Genomic DNA, 17,927 nt, shown 5'->3' on the forward strand with positions numbered 1-17,927 from the left:
CGGAAACAGTGAAATAGAAGGAACTTCGGTATGATCACATTGCTTATCCTGCTGGTGCTGGCGATTGCCGTTGTGCTCGGCGTCCCCTCACTGCGCAAACAGTGGGTAACCCGTCCTGTGTTCGGCATCTTCAAGAAGATATTGCCGCCCTTGTCGGCCACCGAGCGGGAGGCCATGGAAGCCGGCTCCGTCTGGTGGGATGGCGAGTTGTTTCGCGGCAACCCCGACTGGAAAAAGCTGCACGGCTACGGCAAGGCCGAGCTGACCGCCGAGGAGCAGGCCTTTATCGACAATCAGGTCGAAACCCTGCTCGCCATGGTTGATGACTTCAAGATCGTCAACGAGACCAAAGACCTGCCGGAGCCGGTCTGGGACTATCTGAAGAAGGAAGGCTTCTTCTCCCTGATCATCCCGAAATCCTATGGCGGCCGCGAGTTCTCGGCGATTGCCAACTCCACTATCGTCACCCGCATCGCCACCAAGAGCCTGAGCGTGGCGGTCACCGTCATGGTGCCCAACTCCCTCGGCCCGGGCGAGCTGCTGATGCACTATGGCACCCAGGCCCAGAAAGATTTCTGGCTGCCGGGGCTGGCCAGTGGCAAAGAGGTGCCCTGCTTCGCCCTGACCGGTCCGGAAGCGGGCTCCGATGCCGGCGCCATTCCTGACAAGGGGATCGTCTGCAAGGGGATGCACAAGGGTGAAGAGGTGCTGGGTATTCGCCTCAACTGGAACAAGCGCTACATCACCCTGGCGCCACGAGCCACCGTGCTGGGGCTGGCGTTCAAACTCTATGACCCGGAAAAGCTGCTGGGTGACAAGGAAGAGCTCGGTATCACCTGCGCGCTTATCCCCACCAGCCACCCGGGTGTGCGCGTTGGCGATCGCCACTACCCCATGGGTCTGGCGTTCATGAACGGCCCGACCTTCGGCAAGGATGTGTTCATTCCGCTCGACTGGATCATCGGCGGCCCGGATTACGCCGGTCGCGGCTGGCGTATGCTGGTGGAGTGCCTCTCCGCCGGTCGCGGCATCTCGCTGCCTGCTCTGGGCACCGCTTGCGGTCACATGGCGAGCCGCACCGTGGGCGCCTACTCCTATGTGCGCAAGCAGTTCGGCATGTCCATCGGCAAGTTTGAAGGTGTTCAAGAGGCGCTGGCCCGTATCGGCGGCCTCACCTATCAGCTCGAAGGGGCCCGTCGCATGACCGCCGGTTCCCTGGACCTGGGTCAGGCGCCGGCCATCGTCACTGCGATTTCCAAGTACCACATGACCGAGATGGCGCGCCAGATCATGGATGACTCCATGGACATCCACGCCGGTCGTGCCATCCAGCTGGGCCCGAAAAACTACACCGGCTACGCCTACATGGGGATTCCGGTCGCCATCACGGTGGAAGGGGCCAACATCCTGACCCGCAACCTGATGATCTTCGGGCAAGGGGCCACCCGCTGCCACCCGTACGTCTTTGCCGAGCTGGAAGCGGCGGCTGATACCGACGTGGAGCGCGGTCTCGAGAAGTTTGACACCCTGCTGATGAAACACATCGCCTTTGGCGCCGGCAACTTCTTCGGTTCCCTGTTCCAGGGGTTGACTCTGGGTCAATTCAACAGCGCGCCGGTGGCCGGCGAAACCGCCCGTTACTACAAGCAGTTGTCTCGCATGAGTAAAGGGCTGGCACTGTGCGCCGACGTCTCCATGCTGATGCTGGGTGGCGATCTCAAGCGCAAGGAGATGATCTCCGCCCGTCTGGGTGACGTGCTGAGCCACCTCTATCTGGCCTCCGCCACCCTCAAGCACTACGAGGATCAGGGCCGTATGGTCTCCGATCTGCCGTTCGTGCAGTACGCGGTGGAGCGCAACCTCTACCTGATTGGCAAGGCGTTCGAGGGCTTTTTCCAGAACTTCCCGAACAAGGTGGTGGGTGCCGTACTCAAGCGCGTGGTATTCCCGTTCGGTGTCGGTTACAAGATGCCGGCCGACGACCGCTGCCACGCCATCTGTCTGGCCATGATGAAGCCGGGCGAATTCCGCGACCGTCTGACGGCGCTGTGCTACGTCGGCAAGGACGAGACGGATCCGGTCGGCCTGATGGAGCGCGCCTTCCAGGCCATGGTCGCTGTGCAGCCCTACGAGAAGAAGCTGGTGCAGGCCCAGAAAGAGGGCAAACTGCCCCGCAAACTGGCGCTGCCGGAGTTGGTTGCCGCCGCGCTGGCCGGTTCCATCCTGAGCAAGGACGAAGCGGACAAGCTGCTGGCCGCCGATGCCCTGCGCTACGAAGCGATCCAGGTAGACAACTTCGCCCCGGGCGAGCTGGAAGGCTTCTCCCAGCAAGCAAACAAGCAGCCAAACAAGGTCGAGCACGCCGCCTGATCCCCTGGCAAACCAGTACCAAACCGGCCCTTGTGGCCGGTTTTTTGTTTGTTAACCATGCATTTACAAGCCGGGAGAATTCCAGTTAAATGCTTGAGTCCCTGTTGCAGGGGCTTTGGAAGCAAGGCCAGCGGAATGGCCGATAACAACAACTCAGGAAGAGTGAATGAACCTCGCCAAAACGGCGATCGAACGCCCCATCTGGGTGGCGGTCTCGATCGTGCTGATTTTCCTGCTGGGCCTGCTCAGCATCCGGGGACTGCCGATCCAGCTGTTCCCCGACATCGACCGTCCACACCTCAACATCTCGGTGAGCTGGCGTTCAGCCTCGCCGCAAGAGATGGAGTCGGAGATCACCGACCCCATCGAGCAGGAGATGCAGGGGGTGCAAGGGCTCAAGAGCCTTGTCAGCAAAAGCTATCCCGGCTTTACCGAAATCGACATGGAGTTTGCCCTCGGCACCGACATGCAACGGGCCCAACTCGATGTGATTTCGCGATTGAACCGGGTCTCGGGATTGCCGGACAAGATCGGCGGCCCCTACGTCAACAACTACAGCAGCAACGATACCCTCACCTTCTTCTTCATCCAGCAGTTGCCCGGTGCCAAAGGGGTGATCGATGATCATCAGGCGCTGATCGAGGCGCGGGTCAAACCCGAGCTGGAGCGCATCGAAGGGGTCTCGACAGTCGCAGTCGAGGGGATCAACGAGCGCCAGATCCAGATCCGCTTCGACCCCTACCGCGCCGCAGAGCTGGGGGTGGAGATCCCGGTGCTGGCCAGCCGGGCCACCACCGGCTGGGACGTGTCGGCCGGTACCCTCGACATCGGTCGCTGGGAGTACAAGCTGCGCTTCGCCGGTCGTTACGATGTCGAGTCGCTGGGGGACAAGGTGGTGGACTGGCGCGATGGCCTGCCCATCTATCTGCGGGATGTAGCAGAAGTAAGGGTGGCCCGGGAAGAGAACCCGGTGCTGCGGATCCAGAACGGCAATACCGCCATCGCCACCCAGATCTTCAAGGAGAGCGGTGCCAATGCCCTGGCCTCCCTTGAGGCGATCAAGGCCCGGGTGAACGAGCTTAACCGCGAGGTGCTGGAACCGGTCGGGCTGCACATGGAGCAGTCGTTCGATGCCTCCCTCTACATCAATCGCGCCATCAGCATGGTCACTGCCAACCTGGGGCTCGGGGTGCTGCTCTCCTGTGCCATCCTCTGGCTCTTCCTGCGCCGGCTCAAGGCGACCCTGATGATTGCCCTCGCCATCCCCATCAGCATCATGCTCACCTTCTGTCTGCTCAAGGTGATGGATCGCACCCTCAATATCATCTCGCTGGCGGGCATCGCCTTTGCCGTCGGCATGGTGCTCGACGCCGCCATCGTGGTGCTGGAGAGCATCTACCGGCGCCACGAGCGGGGGGATTTGAGCAAGGCAGAGGCGGCGCTCGAAGGTACCCGTCAGGTGTGGACGGCGCTGGTCGCCTCCACCCTCACCACGGTCGCCATCTTCCTGCCGGTGCTGCTGCTCAACGATGTGGAGGGTCAGCTGTTTGCCGATCTGGCGCTCACCATCGCCTGCGCCGTGACGGTCTCCATGCTGGTCGCCGTCATCGTGCTGCCTGCGGTGGCTGCGCGCTGGATGGGACATGAAACACTGACCGATCCCTATGAGTCGCTGTGGCAGCGCACCACTCGTCATGTGATCCGCTGGACCTCGACCTCACGCCAGCGCTGGACGGTCATCACCCTGATGATGAGCCTGCCGGCCTTGGCCACCTGGGCGCTGCTGCCGAAGATGGACTATCTGCCGGACGTGAAACGGGACGCGGTGGATGTCTGGATGAACTTCACCCCCGGGGTCAACCTCAAGGCCCAGCGCGAAGAGGTGATCGATACCCTGATAGCCCGCCTCGCCCCCTACATGAAGGGGGAGAAAGAGCCTGCCCTCAAGAACTACTACATCTTGCGCTACCCGGGGGGCGCCCAGATTGGCGTGCGACCCAAGGACGAGACCCGCATCAAGGAGCTGGAGAGCCTGTTGATGAAACAGCTGCTGGTGGGTATTCCCGACACCCGGGTGTTCGGCGGTCAGGGGTCGCTGTTTGGCGGCTTTGACAGCGAGAACGGCGTCTCCCTGCTGCTGCAGGGAGGCAACCTGCCCGAGCTCTATCTGGCGGCCCGAGCCAGCATGGGGATCCTCAGCAAGGACCTGCCGGGAGCACAGATCCGGCCCGAACCGAGTCTCGACTTCACCGCCCCCGAGCTCAAACTGGTGCCGCAAGATCGGCGTCTCGCCGAAGTGGGTTGGGATCGCACGCCCCTGCCCACCATCATCCAGACCTTTGGCGACGGCTTGCGGGTTGGCGAGTATTTCGACGGCGAGGATCGGCTCGACATCATGCTGATGGGGCAGAGCTCCGCCAATCCGGACGAACTGAAGGCAGTGCCGCTGGCCACCCCCTCCGGGCGCATCGTCCCCCTTGGCGAGCTGCTGCGGGTGGAGCACGACATGGGCCCGGCCAGTATCTTCCGGGCCGATGGGCGTCGCAGCATCATCCTGCAGATAGCGCCCCCGGCGGGCATGACCATGGAGCAGGTGATCGACACCCTGAAAAACCGCAGTTTTGCCGCCATCCGCCCCCTGCTGCCCGCCGGTGGCGAGCTGCGCATTGCCGGCAATGCCGACAGCCTGCAACAGGCACTCGACAATCTGGGGACCATCTTCCTGTTCGCCGTGGTGATCCTGCTGGTGCTGCTGTGGGGGGTGTTTGCCTCCATCAAGGATGCCCTGCTGGTGCTGCTCACCCTGCCCCTTGCCTCGGTTGGCGGCGTGCTGGCGCTGCAACTGAGCGGGCTGCTGGTGCCGCTGCCTATGGACCTGCTCACCATCATCGGCTTTGTCATCCTGCTGGGACTGGTGGTCAACAACGCCATCCTGCTGGTGCATCAGACCCGCACCGCCGAACGGGACGGTATGAGCCGTCAGCTGGCGGTAGCTGATGCCTTGCAAAGCCGGATGCGCCCCATCGCCATGACCAGCCTCACCAGCATCTTCGGCATGCTGCCGCTGATGCTGAGCCCGAGCGAGGGGAGCGAAATTTACCGCGGGCTCGCCACCGTCATTGTTGGCGGCATGAGTTGCAGCACCCTGTTTACCCTGATCCTGTTGCCTGCCTTCCTGCGTCTCGGGGAGCAGGTGGCGATCCCACAACCCCTGCGCCAGCGGGCCTGAGCAAGGAGCTCATCAATGACACATATGATTACCCGAATGTTGGCTGGCGCTGCACTGATTGCAGGCAGTGCGCTACCGGTATTGGCCGATCAGGGCAAGATGGTGACCCTGGCGGATGTGACCCGAGGGGATGCGGCCGCCAATATCTGGGTCAGCGGCACGGTGGCGAGTCGCCAGCAAGCTGCGCTCAGTGCCGAAGTGAGCGGCCGGGTGGAGTGGATCGCCGAATTTGGCAGCCGGGTCAAAAAAGGGGACGAGCTGCTGCGCCTCGACAGCGCAGCGCTGCGCCTCTCGCTGGAGCTGGCCTGCGCCGAGCAGGCGAAATGGCAGAGCAACTTGCGCTTCGCTCGCGCCGAATCCCAACGGATCACCCGACTGCACCAGCAAAAGAGCGCCTCCCAGAGCCAGTACGACAAGGCCAGCTACGATGTGGAGCAGGCCGCGCTGGCCGAGCGACTGGCCGCCATACAGGTAAACCAGATTGAAGAACAGCTGCGCCGCAGCCACATCTATGCCCCGTTCGACGGAGTGGTGAACAACCACTTCATCCAGCCCGGCGAGCATGTGGACGCGGGCGAGCAGGCGCTGGAACTGGTCAATCCGGATCAGCCGGATATCCGCCTGCAAGCCCCCATTCTCTGGGCCCAGCAGCTGGCGCCGCAAACCCGGCTACGGGTGGAGGGGGAGCAGCTGAGCGGTCACGGCGTCTATTACCAGCGAGCCGCCAGCGCCGATCCCAAGTCGCGCCTCATCGAGTTGCGCCTCAAACCGGAAGCGGGCACCTTTATCATCGGCTCGCCGGTACGGGTTGCCCTGCCACTGGGGGATCAGCAGAGCATGCTGCTGCCCCGGGACGCTCTGGTGCTCGGCACCGATGGCAGCGTGGTCTATCAGGTGGCGCGAAGCGGCAAGGCGCTCAAGGTGAATCGGGTGCCGGTCACCGTGCTGTTTGGCGACAGCCAGCAAGTTGCGGTGAGCGGCGCCCTCAAGCAGGGGGATCGGGTGGTGGTGCGTGGCGCAGGCAGCCTGCAGGATGGCGACACCATAGCGCTGTTCAAGGGCTAACCAGGCCCGACGCAAGCTGGCCAATCTTTGCCCGCTTGACCCGGGACATACAGCCAAACGGGCCACAGTTTGCTATCTTGGCGGCCATCACTCGCGTTTAGAGCAATCAACACCCATGAGCATTATTTTGGGCATCGATCCGGGTTCGCGGATCACCGGATACGGGGTTATCCGGGTCGTGGGCGGCAAGGCCGAATACTTGGGCTCTGGCTGCATCCGCACCGATTGCGGCGAGCTGCCGGAGCGCCTCAAGCAGGTCTATGACGGGGTATGCGAGATCATCACCCAGTTCAAACCCACCGAATTTGCCATCGAGCGGGTCTTTATGGCCCGCAACGCCGACTCGGCCCTGAAACTGGGACAGGCCCGGGGCAGCGCCATCGTCGCCGCGGTCAACGCCTATCTGCCGGTGAGCGAATACTCTGCCACCCAGATCAAGCAGGCAGTGGTGGGCACCGGTGGCGCCGCCAAGGAGCAGGTGCAGCATATGGTGACCCATCTGCTGAAACTCTCCGCCACCCCGCAGGCGGATGCAGCAGATGCCCTCGGCGTCGCGCTCTGCCACCTGCACACCCGCCAGAGCCTGATCAAGATGGCCGGCCGCGCCAGCAGCTCGGTACGTGGCCGCTATCGCTGAGCCCCTGCCCACCCAGACGACTCGTCTCGGTATCACCAAATAAAAAACCGCCCCGGACCTCCGGGGCGGTTTTGCTTGGCCGTTTTGTTTGGCTACCTAGCGAGCCGAGACGGTGATGCTGGCGAGATCGATCAGATTGACCGCCCCCTTTTGACCGCCTGCATCGTTGTAGGTGTCGTTCGCCTTCAGGTAACTCATGTTGTAAAAATCGCTCACCCGAATGTCATACTCTCCGGCGGGCAGATCCACCACGAACGGCGTCGAGTCACGCAACGGTTTGAGGTCGCCCTCTTTCATCACATGGGGCATCTGCACCATGCCGCTGGCGACAACCTTGCCACCACTAAGCACCGAGATCCGTTTCACCCCGTTGGTCACCCCCAGATTGATGGCATGCTGGGCATTGCTGTATTGCAAACGAATAGTACGCTTGCCATCCAGCTTGACCCCCTGCACCAGCAGGCTGTCGTCGGGGCGGCCCCAATCCTTGAGGTAAGGGACGGGAATGGCCCCATCGGCGGCGCTCACGCTGCCGGTATGGGAGACGTTGGCCGCATCGATGGCGATATGTTGCAGCGCAGGCTGATAGCAAACCGGCTTGGCATGATGGGAGCGGTTGCCAGACTCCGGATAGACCGCCTCGGCACTGTAGCAATAGGCCTGGCCCGGCTGTAACACCATGTCGTCGACCCAGCTGGTCGCCCGATCCAGCCCGGAGGCCACCTGCTTGCCATCCCGATAGATGTTGTAGCTGAGCGCCCCCTTGTTGACACTATCCTGCAGGGCAACAACCAGCTTGCCACTCTGCTCGCTAACCCCGAGCAGGGTCGGCTCGGTCGGTGCAAACACCAGCCGGTTCTCGACATCCAGCGGCGCCACATCCTTGATCAGGCGGATCTCCTGATCATCAGCCACGGCGGCACCGAGCGTCACCTCAATCCGGTTGCCAGGGGCCAGCATATTTTCACTTATCTGCTCCCCCACCGGAACGCCATTGAGCGTCACGCTCTGCACCGGATAGTAACTGCCCTCCCCGCCCAGCTCCGGCAGTTGCAGCACTATGTCAATCTGCTTGCCACGATAGTTCAATCCCTTGAGTGCAGCCTCGGGCTTGGCCCCCATCAGCTTGTGCAAGTGAGCGGTGACAAACGGCTTGATCCGGATCCCCCCCTCTTCCACCTTGTAGCCGAAGGTGGTGTCGGTCACCATGCCAAGGTAGCCCCCGACAGACCAGAGCTGGCGCTGGGAGTTGATCACCGGTCCCGTCAAATCGGGATGGGTCAGATCCATCAGGGAGGGCTGGCCGGAGAGCCACTCGAGGTTCTCCATGTTGGATAGGTTCAGCGCGGCACCGCGCATCAGGGAGTCGATATGGTGATCGACCACGGCAACGTTCTGCACCATGGCCGCCGCCTTCAGCCCGTAGGCGGAGACAAAGGGCCAAATGGCGCGGTTATGGTAAACCGGCATATCGGGTTGCTGCGGGAAGTAGACCGGCGCACCATAAGGGCCCATGGGATAGCGACTGATGATCTCTTTGGCCTGCGCCTCATCGGCAACACCGGCCAGAATGGCGAGGGATTCCCCCAATAGATCGAACTTGTAGGCCGGGCTCTGATCGGTAGTGGTGTTGATCAGGCTGGCATACATCTTCTCGTCCGCCAGCCAGAAAGCGCGATTAATCGCCAGTTTCAGATCTCCCGCCCACTGGTTATAGCGGATCGCCAGCTCATCGTGCCCCAGCTCGCCCGCCACCCGCGCGGCCAGCAGCAACCCCTGATAGTGGGTCACGTTGGTGGAGAGAGATTTGCTCATGCCGATGTGAGCGATATCGGCGGTGATCCACTTGGCATAGGTCTGGTCGCGCCAATCGAGGAAGGATTGCTCGCCGACATAGAGACCATCTGCGCTATCGAAGGCGGCCAGACGATCACTCTCTATGGTGTTGCTCAGTCCTTCAAAGACCTCGGGCAAGAACGCACTGCGCTCGGCATCAGGCAGGGCGGCCAGCACCCGCTCGGCCCCCAGGGCCCAGCTCATGCGGTCGGTACTGATGGGCCAGCTGCCCCCGGTACCGGTATCCTGGATGATCTGGCGTCCTTGCGGGATCAAATTGTCCAGATCGCTTTTCAGCTCGGCTCTGAAATCCGAGAGCTTGAATCGCAGGGAGTTACGCGCACGCTGAGGATCAAGCGCCCCCAGCCCCAGATCGGTGGCGTAGGAGAGATCCCGCGTCCAGACGTAATGCCACTTGGCGCCGGTTTCAAAACAGTCGCACGGGATCGCCTGACCCCCGTTGTAACTGCCATCCTTGACCTGCGCCACGCTGTTCTGGCGCATCTCGTGGGTAGCCAGCGCAAACAGGGCATCAAAGACCATGTTGCCGGAGCGCAGGCGGGGCAGATCCGCTTGCTCCTGATAGGTAGTAAAGCTATCACCCGGATCACGCAACTCCTGAGTGGTCGACTGCGCATAGCTACGATACTCGTCACTGGCCCGCTTGACCGAGAAGGTGGCCGTTTCCGTCACTCCGGGCTTATAGGTCTCATACTCACGCTTCTCGATCAGCTCATGCCCTTCATGGGGATTGATCATGCCCAAATCACTATCGCCTGCAACGCTGACCTGCAACAGAGGAGCATTCTCATCCTGGCTGGCATCCAGCAGGAACTTGTAATACCCCTCCTGCTCTACCCGCACGGTTGCCAGCTGGCACTGAGCATCGCAGCGCTGCATCTTGACCGGGTTGTTCAATGCAATGACGCCATTGAGCCCAAAGCCGATCCCCTCCTGCGCGGAGGCGATCTTAATCTTGTGCTCACCCGCCGTCAGCTTGGCCACCATCACATACTGCTTGTCCCCCTGATAGACCATCTGCAGGACAGGCTCCAGATTGCCATCAATCCCTTTCAGATAGAGACTCTCGCTGTAATTGGGGTCATCACGCACCATGGAAAACTCGATGGCCGGTGCAGCCAGATCGGCATTGGTCACCTTGACCTGAATGTCGAGCAGCCCCTTTTCCGTCACCACCAGACGGTTGTTCTGCCCGTTGTTCTGGTAGTACATGGGATAGACCTGACCGGGGAAGATGCTGGTCTCCTTGCGGGAATCCGCAGAGAAATCGGGATATTTGGTCCACTCGGGGCCAGCCACTTTGAACGGGGACATACCCGAGTTCATTTTCAGGTTGTCCAGACGATAGACACCATCCTTGAAGGTCAGTTTGAACTTCTCCTCACGACCCCAGCCGCTAAACTCACCGACCATATAGAGATCAAAATTCCAGGGCGCCTTCACCTCGGGTTTGGCCCCGTTATCGTTGCCGCTGGATGAGCTGTCGTTACAACCGGACAAAAGAACCCCGCCGCAGCATAACGCCACGGATAATGCCAATGGACGAATTTTCATATATTCCCTTCGTTACTTTTTTGTTTTGTTATTGAAACAGCATTGAGTAAAACTGTTTTTGCCAGTCTACGTGGTCAACATTCACCAGAAAAATAGACTGCAACCCAATAGGCATAGATAACATCTATAACCAGATGAAATTACGTGATCCCCAGCACCAAACCGGCTATCAGGTGGCAAAAATGTATTGAAAACAACGTGAAGGGAGCCACATAAAATAGCCTGTCAGCGAAGAGGATTATTTGACAGCCCATGGTGATTACACTAGCTTGGCGCACCACCCGCCCATGACCGGACGCCATATTCGTGGACAAGCATCTAAGACAATTTATTGCAGTAGCCACCCACAAAAATGTCAGTCTGGCCGCCAGGCAAATGGGACTCAGCCAGCCGACGCTGACACACAACATGAAAAAACTTGAGGAGAGTCTGGAAACGACCTTGCTGGTCAGGCACGCGGGCGGCGTGACGCTCACCGCTGCTGGAGAGCTGCTGCTGGAGCAGGCGCGCATGATGCAGCGGATCTACGATGATACCCTCAGGCAGCTGGCCACCCTGCGCGAGCGCACCGCACGACCGCTAAACGTGGGCACCGGACATGCATGGTGGCAACCGGTATTGCAGCCTGTCACCGCCCGCTATCAGCAGGCCAACCCATCCTGCGCCATCAATATTGAAGTCGGCAACCATCTGCGTCTGCTCGATCTGCTGTTGGGCAATCATATCGATCTGTTTCTCGGACATGAAATTCACGGGCTGGCCAAAAATTACAGCCTGATATTTATCCCGCTATTTATTTCTCACGATGGGGTATTTGTCAGAGCGGGCCATCCCCTCACAGGGAAAATATGCAGCAAGCAGGACCTGGTCGATTATCCCAGCCTGCTGGTGACGCCGGATGAGGATAAATATCTGCATCTGGTCGATGATTTGGCGAGAAAAAAGCAGGAACGCGCCGCCATGAAGTTAAATGACAAAATCATTTATAGCAGCAACTCCCTGCTCACCAGCATTGATATTGTCAATAACAGCAATGCTGTCATGCCTTATCCGGTGAGCATGGCTGGTTATTTTTCCCGATTCGGTATTGGCCAGCTGAATATGGGCGAAGAGTACAACAAGGGGACTATCGGTATTTATATCCCTCGCGAGAAGATCGATGAGCCCCACATTCAGATGTTGTGCCAGGACCTTCAGGCTCAGGTCACTTGCAATAGCCCCTTGATCGCCACCTTCTGAGCCCGCAATAACCGAGCCGAACGCCTCTATCAAGGTCACCGGCTGGATGAATCAACAGCTCATCCAGCCAGATATCCCAACCCTTACCCCACCTCCCCCAGCGCGCCGATCAGGGCGTCGAGTCCTTGATCTACTTTCGAGCGAGGGCAGCCGACGTTGAGGCGGATATAGCCTGTGCCTTCTGGGCCGTAGGTGTCGCCGCGCATGATGGCGACCCGGTATTTCTCCACCAGCAAAGCTTGCAGCGCATCCATCCGTTCGGTGGAGTCGATGCCAAGGCCGTTCAAATCAATCCAGGCGAGATAGGTTCCCTCGGGCACCCGATAGTCGATGGCGGGGAAAGCCGCGTTGAGCCGCTGCAGATAGGCGGCCCGTGAAATCGGTCGTCAGACGGCAAGGCGGATGCTGACCCAGATGCAGCAACCCGAGCTCGCCCCACCCGCCATATCATCACGGCTCACCAGCAAACCGCAAAAGCGAGCATCGACCAGAGGCACACGGCTGCGGCGCGCGGGCAAATAACAAAGAGGGGGCGCAAAATGTGAGCCTGCTCACTGCGCTGGCAAGGAGAGATTGAGAGTCAAGTGGAGAGGAATATGATGGGCGCCCGCATCTCTTCACGAGCCCCTTTATGAGCAACCCGCACGACCAGAATCCGCCAACTGAAATCCATCGCTGTGACAAATGCAGGGAGCGTACCCGTCATATCGTGGTGCTGGTCGCCCGCGATCACTGCCAGGACATCATGCCCAAGGATCCGCGCAAAGCCTTCTGGCAAGCCTTTACTTCCAGCAGCATCACCAACTGGGCGTTTGGTGAAACACTGGCCTACCAGACCACCCATGTAAAACATCTAATTTGCGAACGCTGCGGGGAGAAGTTTCTGGAGTATTGAGTGGCGGTAGTACCCGGCAAGAGGTGAAGCTCAGCTTGCACTCACAGCGCCAGGCGGACAGATAACACCCACTTAATGAGTAATTTATTGATCTCTGGCAGGTTTTTGCCCTGTCATGGTTTCATTCAATTTTAATCGAGATTAATATGCCTCAGTTGGAAACCGGCCTACCTAGGTTTATGCATCAAGCTGTTTGGCCACCATTTTATATGGACGAATTACTGCTGCAGAGTAGAGACCATAGTCTACAAATAGTGAAAATTGGTCTTAAAAAGAAGAGATAAATAGTATTCATAATTTATATATCATTCCGAATTAATCATTATCTCTCGACAAAAAATTTTATTTTTACATTTAATTATCACATCATCTCAATGACGGTAACTATATGAGATTACATGAAATAAGCATTAAGAATTTTAGGAAGCTTAGAGATTGCACCATTCATTTTAGAGATTCAACATTTTTAATAGGTGCTAATAATGCAGGTAAATCCAGTGTATTCTCTGCAATTAAACTATTACATAGTGCTGGTAACGCCATACGAGAAGACTATTCAAAGACATACAACGATGAGCAAGAGCTCTATGAGTATGCAGAAGAAATAGAAATTATCGCCCGATATCACAACTTACCGGATGACGCGAAGGAGTGGATAGGTTTTAAAGGTCGAGTTATTCATGTCGATACACCACTAAAAAATGAAACATCTAACAGTATCGTATATAAAAAAGTATGGTCTATCAAACAGTCAAAACCCAAATTTTACATGTTAGAATATCCTAAAAAACCAAAGGATGTTTTTTCAAATGTAATAAATGTATCAGATTTGGTTAGTGAAACATTCTCAGCAGACTTCTTGAGAGAGTTTTTTGGTGACACTAACTTCGACAAAAAAATATCCCTAAAAGCTAATCAAGAAAAACTGGAAGACCTAACCGATTACTGGGAGGTTCAAGATAATCAAGAACCGAAATGGGTTGAAAATCCTGGTGGAATACCAGGCAACGTATTATCTAAATTACCACGCATTGTAATTATTCCTGCTGAATCCTGCGTATCAGAACTTACATCTAGCAGTGGAGCATTACATTCACTCTTAGGTGATTTATTTGAACAAGTGCGCTCCACATCTGAAAACTACGAACAAGCACAAATATTTCTAAACAGATTGGCTTTAGAGCTCAACCCAAATGATATAGAAACTGACTTTGGCAAGCTCATAGAAGAGTTGAATGGAATGGCTCACAATCTATTTCCAGATTCATCTGTTCATGTTTCAGCAGCCCTAGACAAACCAGAAAAAACAATAAAACCTCAATTTTCGGTTGAGTTAGAAAGTAACGTCAAGACTGAGGTTTCTTATCAAGGCCATGGAATGATACGTGCAACTGCATTTCAACTGCTACGCTTTGTTCAAGAGTTTGTAAATAGAACGGCAGATAATCCAAGAAGTACAATATTTTGTTTTGAAGAACCTGAAATTTATTTGCATCCTTCCGCGGCAAATCAATTAAGAGATTCACTCTATGATTTAGCCGGGCCAAGCTGTCAAATAGTAGCAACAACTCACTCACCATACATGGTTAATCTAGGCACGGAAAAAAGTGTGAGCTTAACTAAATTTTCCTATAATGCAGACCGATTTACTGACACGACTTCATTCAACTTAGAAAGCGCATTTTCAAACCTTCAAGACAATGAAAAACAAAATCTTAAAATGCTACTCAAGATAGATGATTATATATCTCGAATGTTTTTTACGAACAAGTGTGTCTTTGTTGAAGGCGATACTGAAGAAGTTGTTGTGCGCGAAACTATTAAGAGATTATCTCCCGAAGATAAAGCTCGAGTTATCGGTAACTGTGAATTTTTAAGAGCTAGAGGAAAAGCCGTATTGATATCCATAGCCAAGTATCTTAATGCATTAGATGTTGAATATATTTTTATGCATGATAGAGATGCGGGAACAGCTAAAGCCGAAGCGATGAATGCACCTATTTTGGCTGAAACTGGAGCTGATCGAAGAATTATGATTGAAGAGTGTATTGAAGACCTTCTAGGCTATGATGCTCCATCGAGTGAAAAACCATACAAAGCATTTCAACATATATCCCAAAATTGGGACAATGATTTTAATGGTCTTCCTGAACGCTGGAAAACCATTTTTTTAGAATTATGTGCACCATATTTGGACCATCTAAAACCGATCCAATGAGCTCATAGGCTTGGGTAGCGAAGCATATTCAGACATTCGCGTAATCAACATCAATCCAGTAGGGTGCAATAAGCGCAGCGCATTGCACCTCTATCTTTGCCACCACCCAGCCTGCCCAAACAAGCGGTGCAATTCACTTTGTTTATTGCACCCTATGGTGCGCCAATGGCTGTGGTTTTTCTTGCCCGTTGTGGTGAGCTGTCTGGCACCGATGGTGCAACCCATTTATCCAGCTTGTTCTGCTCGCACCTCCTCTGCGTCCGCCCCTCGCATCCCGCCAGCGAGGCCATTTCTGTGCGTTGGCTCACATCCAGCAGCCATTTTTCACCTCACAAATTTATAGAAAGAGCGCGCCCATCCACTGCGTAAAAACTCACCGCACGGCCAAAACGCTGAACCACGAACAAACACAAACAATTGATTTTAATCATCAATAAAAATATGAGCGATTCAATCCGCCCCCATTTCAGCAGCTGTTCAGCTTTGCGATCAGGGTCACACTCAAAGTGATGGCGCACAAAAATCCAGTTATTCGCACATTTGTCCGATAGGGTGACCTCTCCCTCGGCGCGATAATAGTCGGGTCAATTTTGTCTGCATGCCGGCCTGCAAGGGCGGCATGCCAACAGGCTCCGGCAACGGAGCGGGGAGAGCGCCATGATAACCACCTTGATCAATGAACATCTGATCAACCTCGATTTGAAAGCGACGCGTAAGGAAGAGGTCTTCACCGAGATGGCCCGCCTGCTGGCGTCGCAAGGCAAGGTCAGCGACGAGCAGGCCTTTATCAAGGATCTGTGGGCCCGCGAAGAGCTGGGCAACACAGGCTTTGAAGAGGGCGTGGCCCTGCCCCACGCCAAGAGTACAGCGGTCTGCAACCCGGCGGTCGCCATCGGCATCAGCCGCAACGGCATCGAGTACGGCGCCGAAGATGGCAAGCCGTCCCACATTTTCTTTATGATCGCCTCCCCCGATGGCGGCGCCAACCACCATATCGAGGTGCTGGCCGAGCTCTCCGGCAAGCTGATCGAAGAGGGGTTTATCGCCAAACTGCTGGCGGCCAACACCCCGGCCGATGCGCTGGCGCTGCTGCTGGCCAAGAAAGAGGAGCAGATCGCGGCCCCGACCACCAGCAAGGGCTTTATCATCGGTGTCACCGGCTGCCCGGCCGGTATCGCCCACACCTATCTGGCTGCCGAGTCGCTGGAGCGCGCCGCCAAGGAGCTGGGTTATGAGGTGAAGGTGGAGACCAACGGCTCCATCGGCGTCAAGAACAGCCCGACCGCGGACGAGATCGCCCGCGCCACCGCCATCGTGGTCGCCTGTGACAAGCAGGTGGATATGGCCCGTTTCAACGGCAAGCCGCTCATCAAGACCGGCGTGAAGGCCCCCATCAAGGATGGCAAGGGTCTGATCGAGCAGGCCCTGAAAGCCCCCGCCTATGTGGCTGGCAAAGAAGATAAAAAAGGTGAGGAGAAGAGCGCGGGCGGCAGTTCCGATCTCTATCGCTACCTGATGAACGGTGTATCGCACATGATCCCGTTCGTGGTGACCGGCGGTCTGTTGATTGCGCTGGCACTGGCCATCGGCGGCAACCCGACCCCGAGCGGCATGCAAATCCCGGAAGGGAGCATGTGGAACCAGATCCTCAACGTCGGCGTGGCCGCCTTCACCCTGATGATCCCCATTCTGGCGGGCTATATCGCCTACGCCATCGGTGATCGTCCGGCGCTAGCACCGGGCTTTATCGGTGGCTGGATCGCCAATAACGGCAGTTTCTACGGCGCTGACGCAGGTACCGGCTTTATCGGTGCCATCATTGCGGGCCTGCTGGTCGGCTATCTGGTGCGCTGGATTGCCACCCGCCAGTACCACAAGATGGTGCAACCGCTGGTGCCGATCCTGATCGCCCCCATCGTCGGGTCGCTCTTTATCGCGGCAGTATTCATCTTCATTATCGGCGCCCCGATTGCCGACATGATGACCGGCCTCAACGCCATGCTGCTCTCCATGAGCGGTGGCAGTCTGGTGCTGCTGGGTATCGTGCTGGGGGGTATGGCCGGCTTTGATATGGGTGGCCCGGTCAACAAGGTGGCCTTCCTCTTCTCCGTCGGCATGATCGCCTCCGGTCAGACCCAGTTTATGGGTGCCATGGCCTGCGCCATCCCGGCTGCGCCCCTTGGCATGTCGCTGGCGACCGTGCTCGGTCGCAAGCTAGGAATCTTCGATGCTTCTGAAATCGAAGCGGGCAAAGCCGCCGGTGCCATGGGTCTGGTGGGGATCTCCGAAGGGGCGATTCCGTTCGCCGCCCGTGACCCGCTGGCCGTGATCCCGGCCAACGTGCTGGGCAGCATGACCGCAGCGGTGATGGCCTTCCTGTTTGGCATCACCAACAGCGTCGCCCACGGTGGCCCCATCGTGGCCCTGCTGGGTGCGGTCAACAAGCCGCTGCTGGCCCTGCTCTGCATGATCTGCGGTGCCATCGTCACCGGCGTGGTGGCGGTTGCCCTGAAAAAACTGCGGGTCAAAAAGAGTGATGAGGTAACTCTGGCCAAGGCGGCCTGAGGCCTCCATCGCCATGTCGTCTCGTAGAGCATAAAAAGAGGTCACCCCACGGGGTGGCCTCTTGTTTTTTGGGATGGCTGACGAGCCGTATTTCCCAAAATCGCCCCCCGAGAAATAGTGGTCGATAAGCACTCTCCCTTCACCTCTCCCCTTGCCTTTCCCTGGCACCCTTCCCAGCCCAGCCCAGCCCAGCCCAGCACTCACACAGAGCGCCAAACTGGCTGAAATGGCAGCAATCTGGCGTCAGCGGTGTGATGTTTCTCACGCTTTGTCCGCGAAAGCGCAAAAACTAGGAAAA

9 protein-coding genes and 1 pseudogene are annotated in these 17,927 nt (G+C 57.2%); 8 read left to right on the forward strand and 2 right to left on the reverse strand.

The window, feature by feature from the left end; all coding sequences use genetic code 11:
* The first annotated feature begins 30 nt into the window (after positions 1–30).
* The 4 genes from G5154_RS06415 to ruvC all read left to right on the forward strand — a co-directional run bounded on the left by G5154_RS06415 (position 31) and on the right by ruvC (position 7,301).
* A complete protein-coding gene (locus G5154_RS06415; RefSeq protein ID WP_421250575.1) occupies positions 31–2,370 on the forward strand; it encodes an acyl-CoA dehydrogenase in 2,340 nt (779 codons plus the stop codon).
* Between the two features lie 166 nt (positions 2,371–2,536).
* On the forward strand, positions 2,537–5,599 hold the full coding sequence (locus G5154_RS06420; protein ID WP_421250576.1) for an efflux RND transporter permease subunit: 3,063 nt from the start codon (positions 2,537–2,539) through the stop codon (positions 5,597–5,599).
* A 15-nt stretch (positions 5,600–5,614) separates the two neighbouring features.
* Entirely contained in the window at positions 5,615–6,664 is a 1,050-nt protein-coding gene (locus G5154_RS06425; RefSeq protein WP_421250577.1) for an efflux RND transporter periplasmic adaptor subunit, read from the forward strand.
* A gap of 115 nt (positions 6,665–6,779) precedes the next feature.
* Positions 6,780–7,301 (forward strand): crossover junction endodeoxyribonuclease RuvC, encoded by a 522-nt coding sequence (gene ruvC / locus G5154_RS06430; RefSeq protein WP_005334512.1) that lies wholly within the window; start codon positions 6,780–6,782, stop codon positions 7,299–7,301.
* Positions 7,302–7,397: 96 nt separating this feature from the next.
* On the opposite strand, the gene G5154_RS06435 is transcribed toward ruvC, so the two are convergent.
* On the reverse strand, positions 7,398–10,499 hold the full coding sequence (locus G5154_RS06435; protein WP_421259980.1) for a hypothetical protein: 3,102 nt from the start codon (positions 10,497–10,499) through the stop codon (positions 7,398–7,400).
* Positions 10,500–11,018: 519 nt separating this feature from the next.
* Here G5154_RS06435 and G5154_RS06440 point away from each other — a divergent pair.
* On the forward strand, positions 11,019–11,951 hold the full coding sequence (locus G5154_RS06440) for a LysR family transcriptional regulator (protein ID WP_421250578.1): 933 nt from the start codon (positions 11,019–11,021) through the stop codon (positions 11,949–11,951).
* An 83-nt stretch (positions 11,952–12,034) separates the two neighbouring features.
* Here the strand turns inward: G5154_RS06440 and G5154_RS06445 are convergent.
* Positions 12,035–12,307 (reverse strand): annotated as a pseudogene (locus G5154_RS06445) (aminotransferase class I/II-fold pyridoxal phosphate-dependent enzyme); the annotation flags it as partial.
* Positions 12,308–12,582: 275 nt separating this feature from the next.
* On the opposite strand from G5154_RS06445, the gene G5154_RS06450 reads away from it, so the two are divergent.
* The 3 genes from G5154_RS06450 (at position 12,583) to G5154_RS06460 (ending at position 17,629) form a co-directional block, all read left to right on the forward strand.
* The gene (locus G5154_RS06450; protein ID WP_421250579.1) at positions 12,583–12,846 is read left to right on the forward strand and encodes a hypothetical protein; all 264 of its coding nucleotides are present in this window, start codon (positions 12,583–12,585) and stop codon (positions 12,844–12,846) included.
* 388 nt (positions 12,847–13,234) lie between these two features.
* Positions 13,235–15,064 (forward strand): AAA family ATPase, encoded by a 1,830-nt coding sequence (locus G5154_RS06455; protein WP_421250580.1) that lies wholly within the window; start codon positions 13,235–13,237, stop codon positions 15,062–15,064.
* A 657-nt stretch (positions 15,065–15,721) separates the two neighbouring features.
* Positions 15,722–17,629 carry a PTS fructose transporter subunit IIABC gene (locus G5154_RS06460; protein WP_421250581.1) on the forward strand — a complete coding sequence of 636 codons (1,908 nt, stop codon included), beginning with the start codon at positions 15,722–15,724 and terminating at the stop codon, positions 17,627–17,629.
* The last annotated feature ends 298 nt before the right edge of the window (positions 17,630–17,927 follow it).

It is taken from the genome of Aeromonas sp. 600527, assembly GCF_049175415.1.
Taxonomy (GTDB): Bacteria; Pseudomonadota; Gammaproteobacteria; order Enterobacterales; family Aeromonadaceae; genus Aeromonas; species Aeromonas veronii_A.

What these genes read in the sequence shown, in the direction of transcription:
- G5154_RS06415 (WP_421250575.1), top strand. Translation starts at nt 31, where the DNA reads ATGATCACATTGCTTATCCTGCTGGTGCTGGCGATTGCCGTTGTGCTC.
- G5154_RS06420 (WP_421250576.1), top strand. Translation starts at nt 2,537, where the DNA reads ATGAACCTCGCCAAAACGGCGATCGAACGCCCCATCTGGGTGGCGGTC.
- G5154_RS06425 (WP_421250577.1), top strand. Translation starts at nt 5,615, where the DNA reads ATGACACATATGATTACCCGAATGTTGGCTGGCGCTGCACTGATTGCA.
- ruvC (WP_005334512.1), top strand. Translation starts at nt 6,780, where the DNA reads ATGAGCATTATTTTGGGCATCGATCCGGGTTCGCGGATCACCGGATAC.
- G5154_RS06450 (WP_421250579.1), top strand. Translation starts at nt 12,583, where the DNA reads ATGAGCAACCCGCACGACCAGAATCCGCCAACTGAAATCCATCGCTGT.
- G5154_RS06455 (WP_421250580.1), top strand. Translation starts at nt 13,235, where the DNA reads ATGAGATTACATGAAATAAGCATTAAGAATTTTAGGAAGCTTAGAGAT.
- G5154_RS06460 (WP_421250581.1), top strand. Translation starts at nt 15,722, where the DNA reads ATGATAACCACCTTGATCAATGAACATCTGATCAACCTCGATTTGAAA.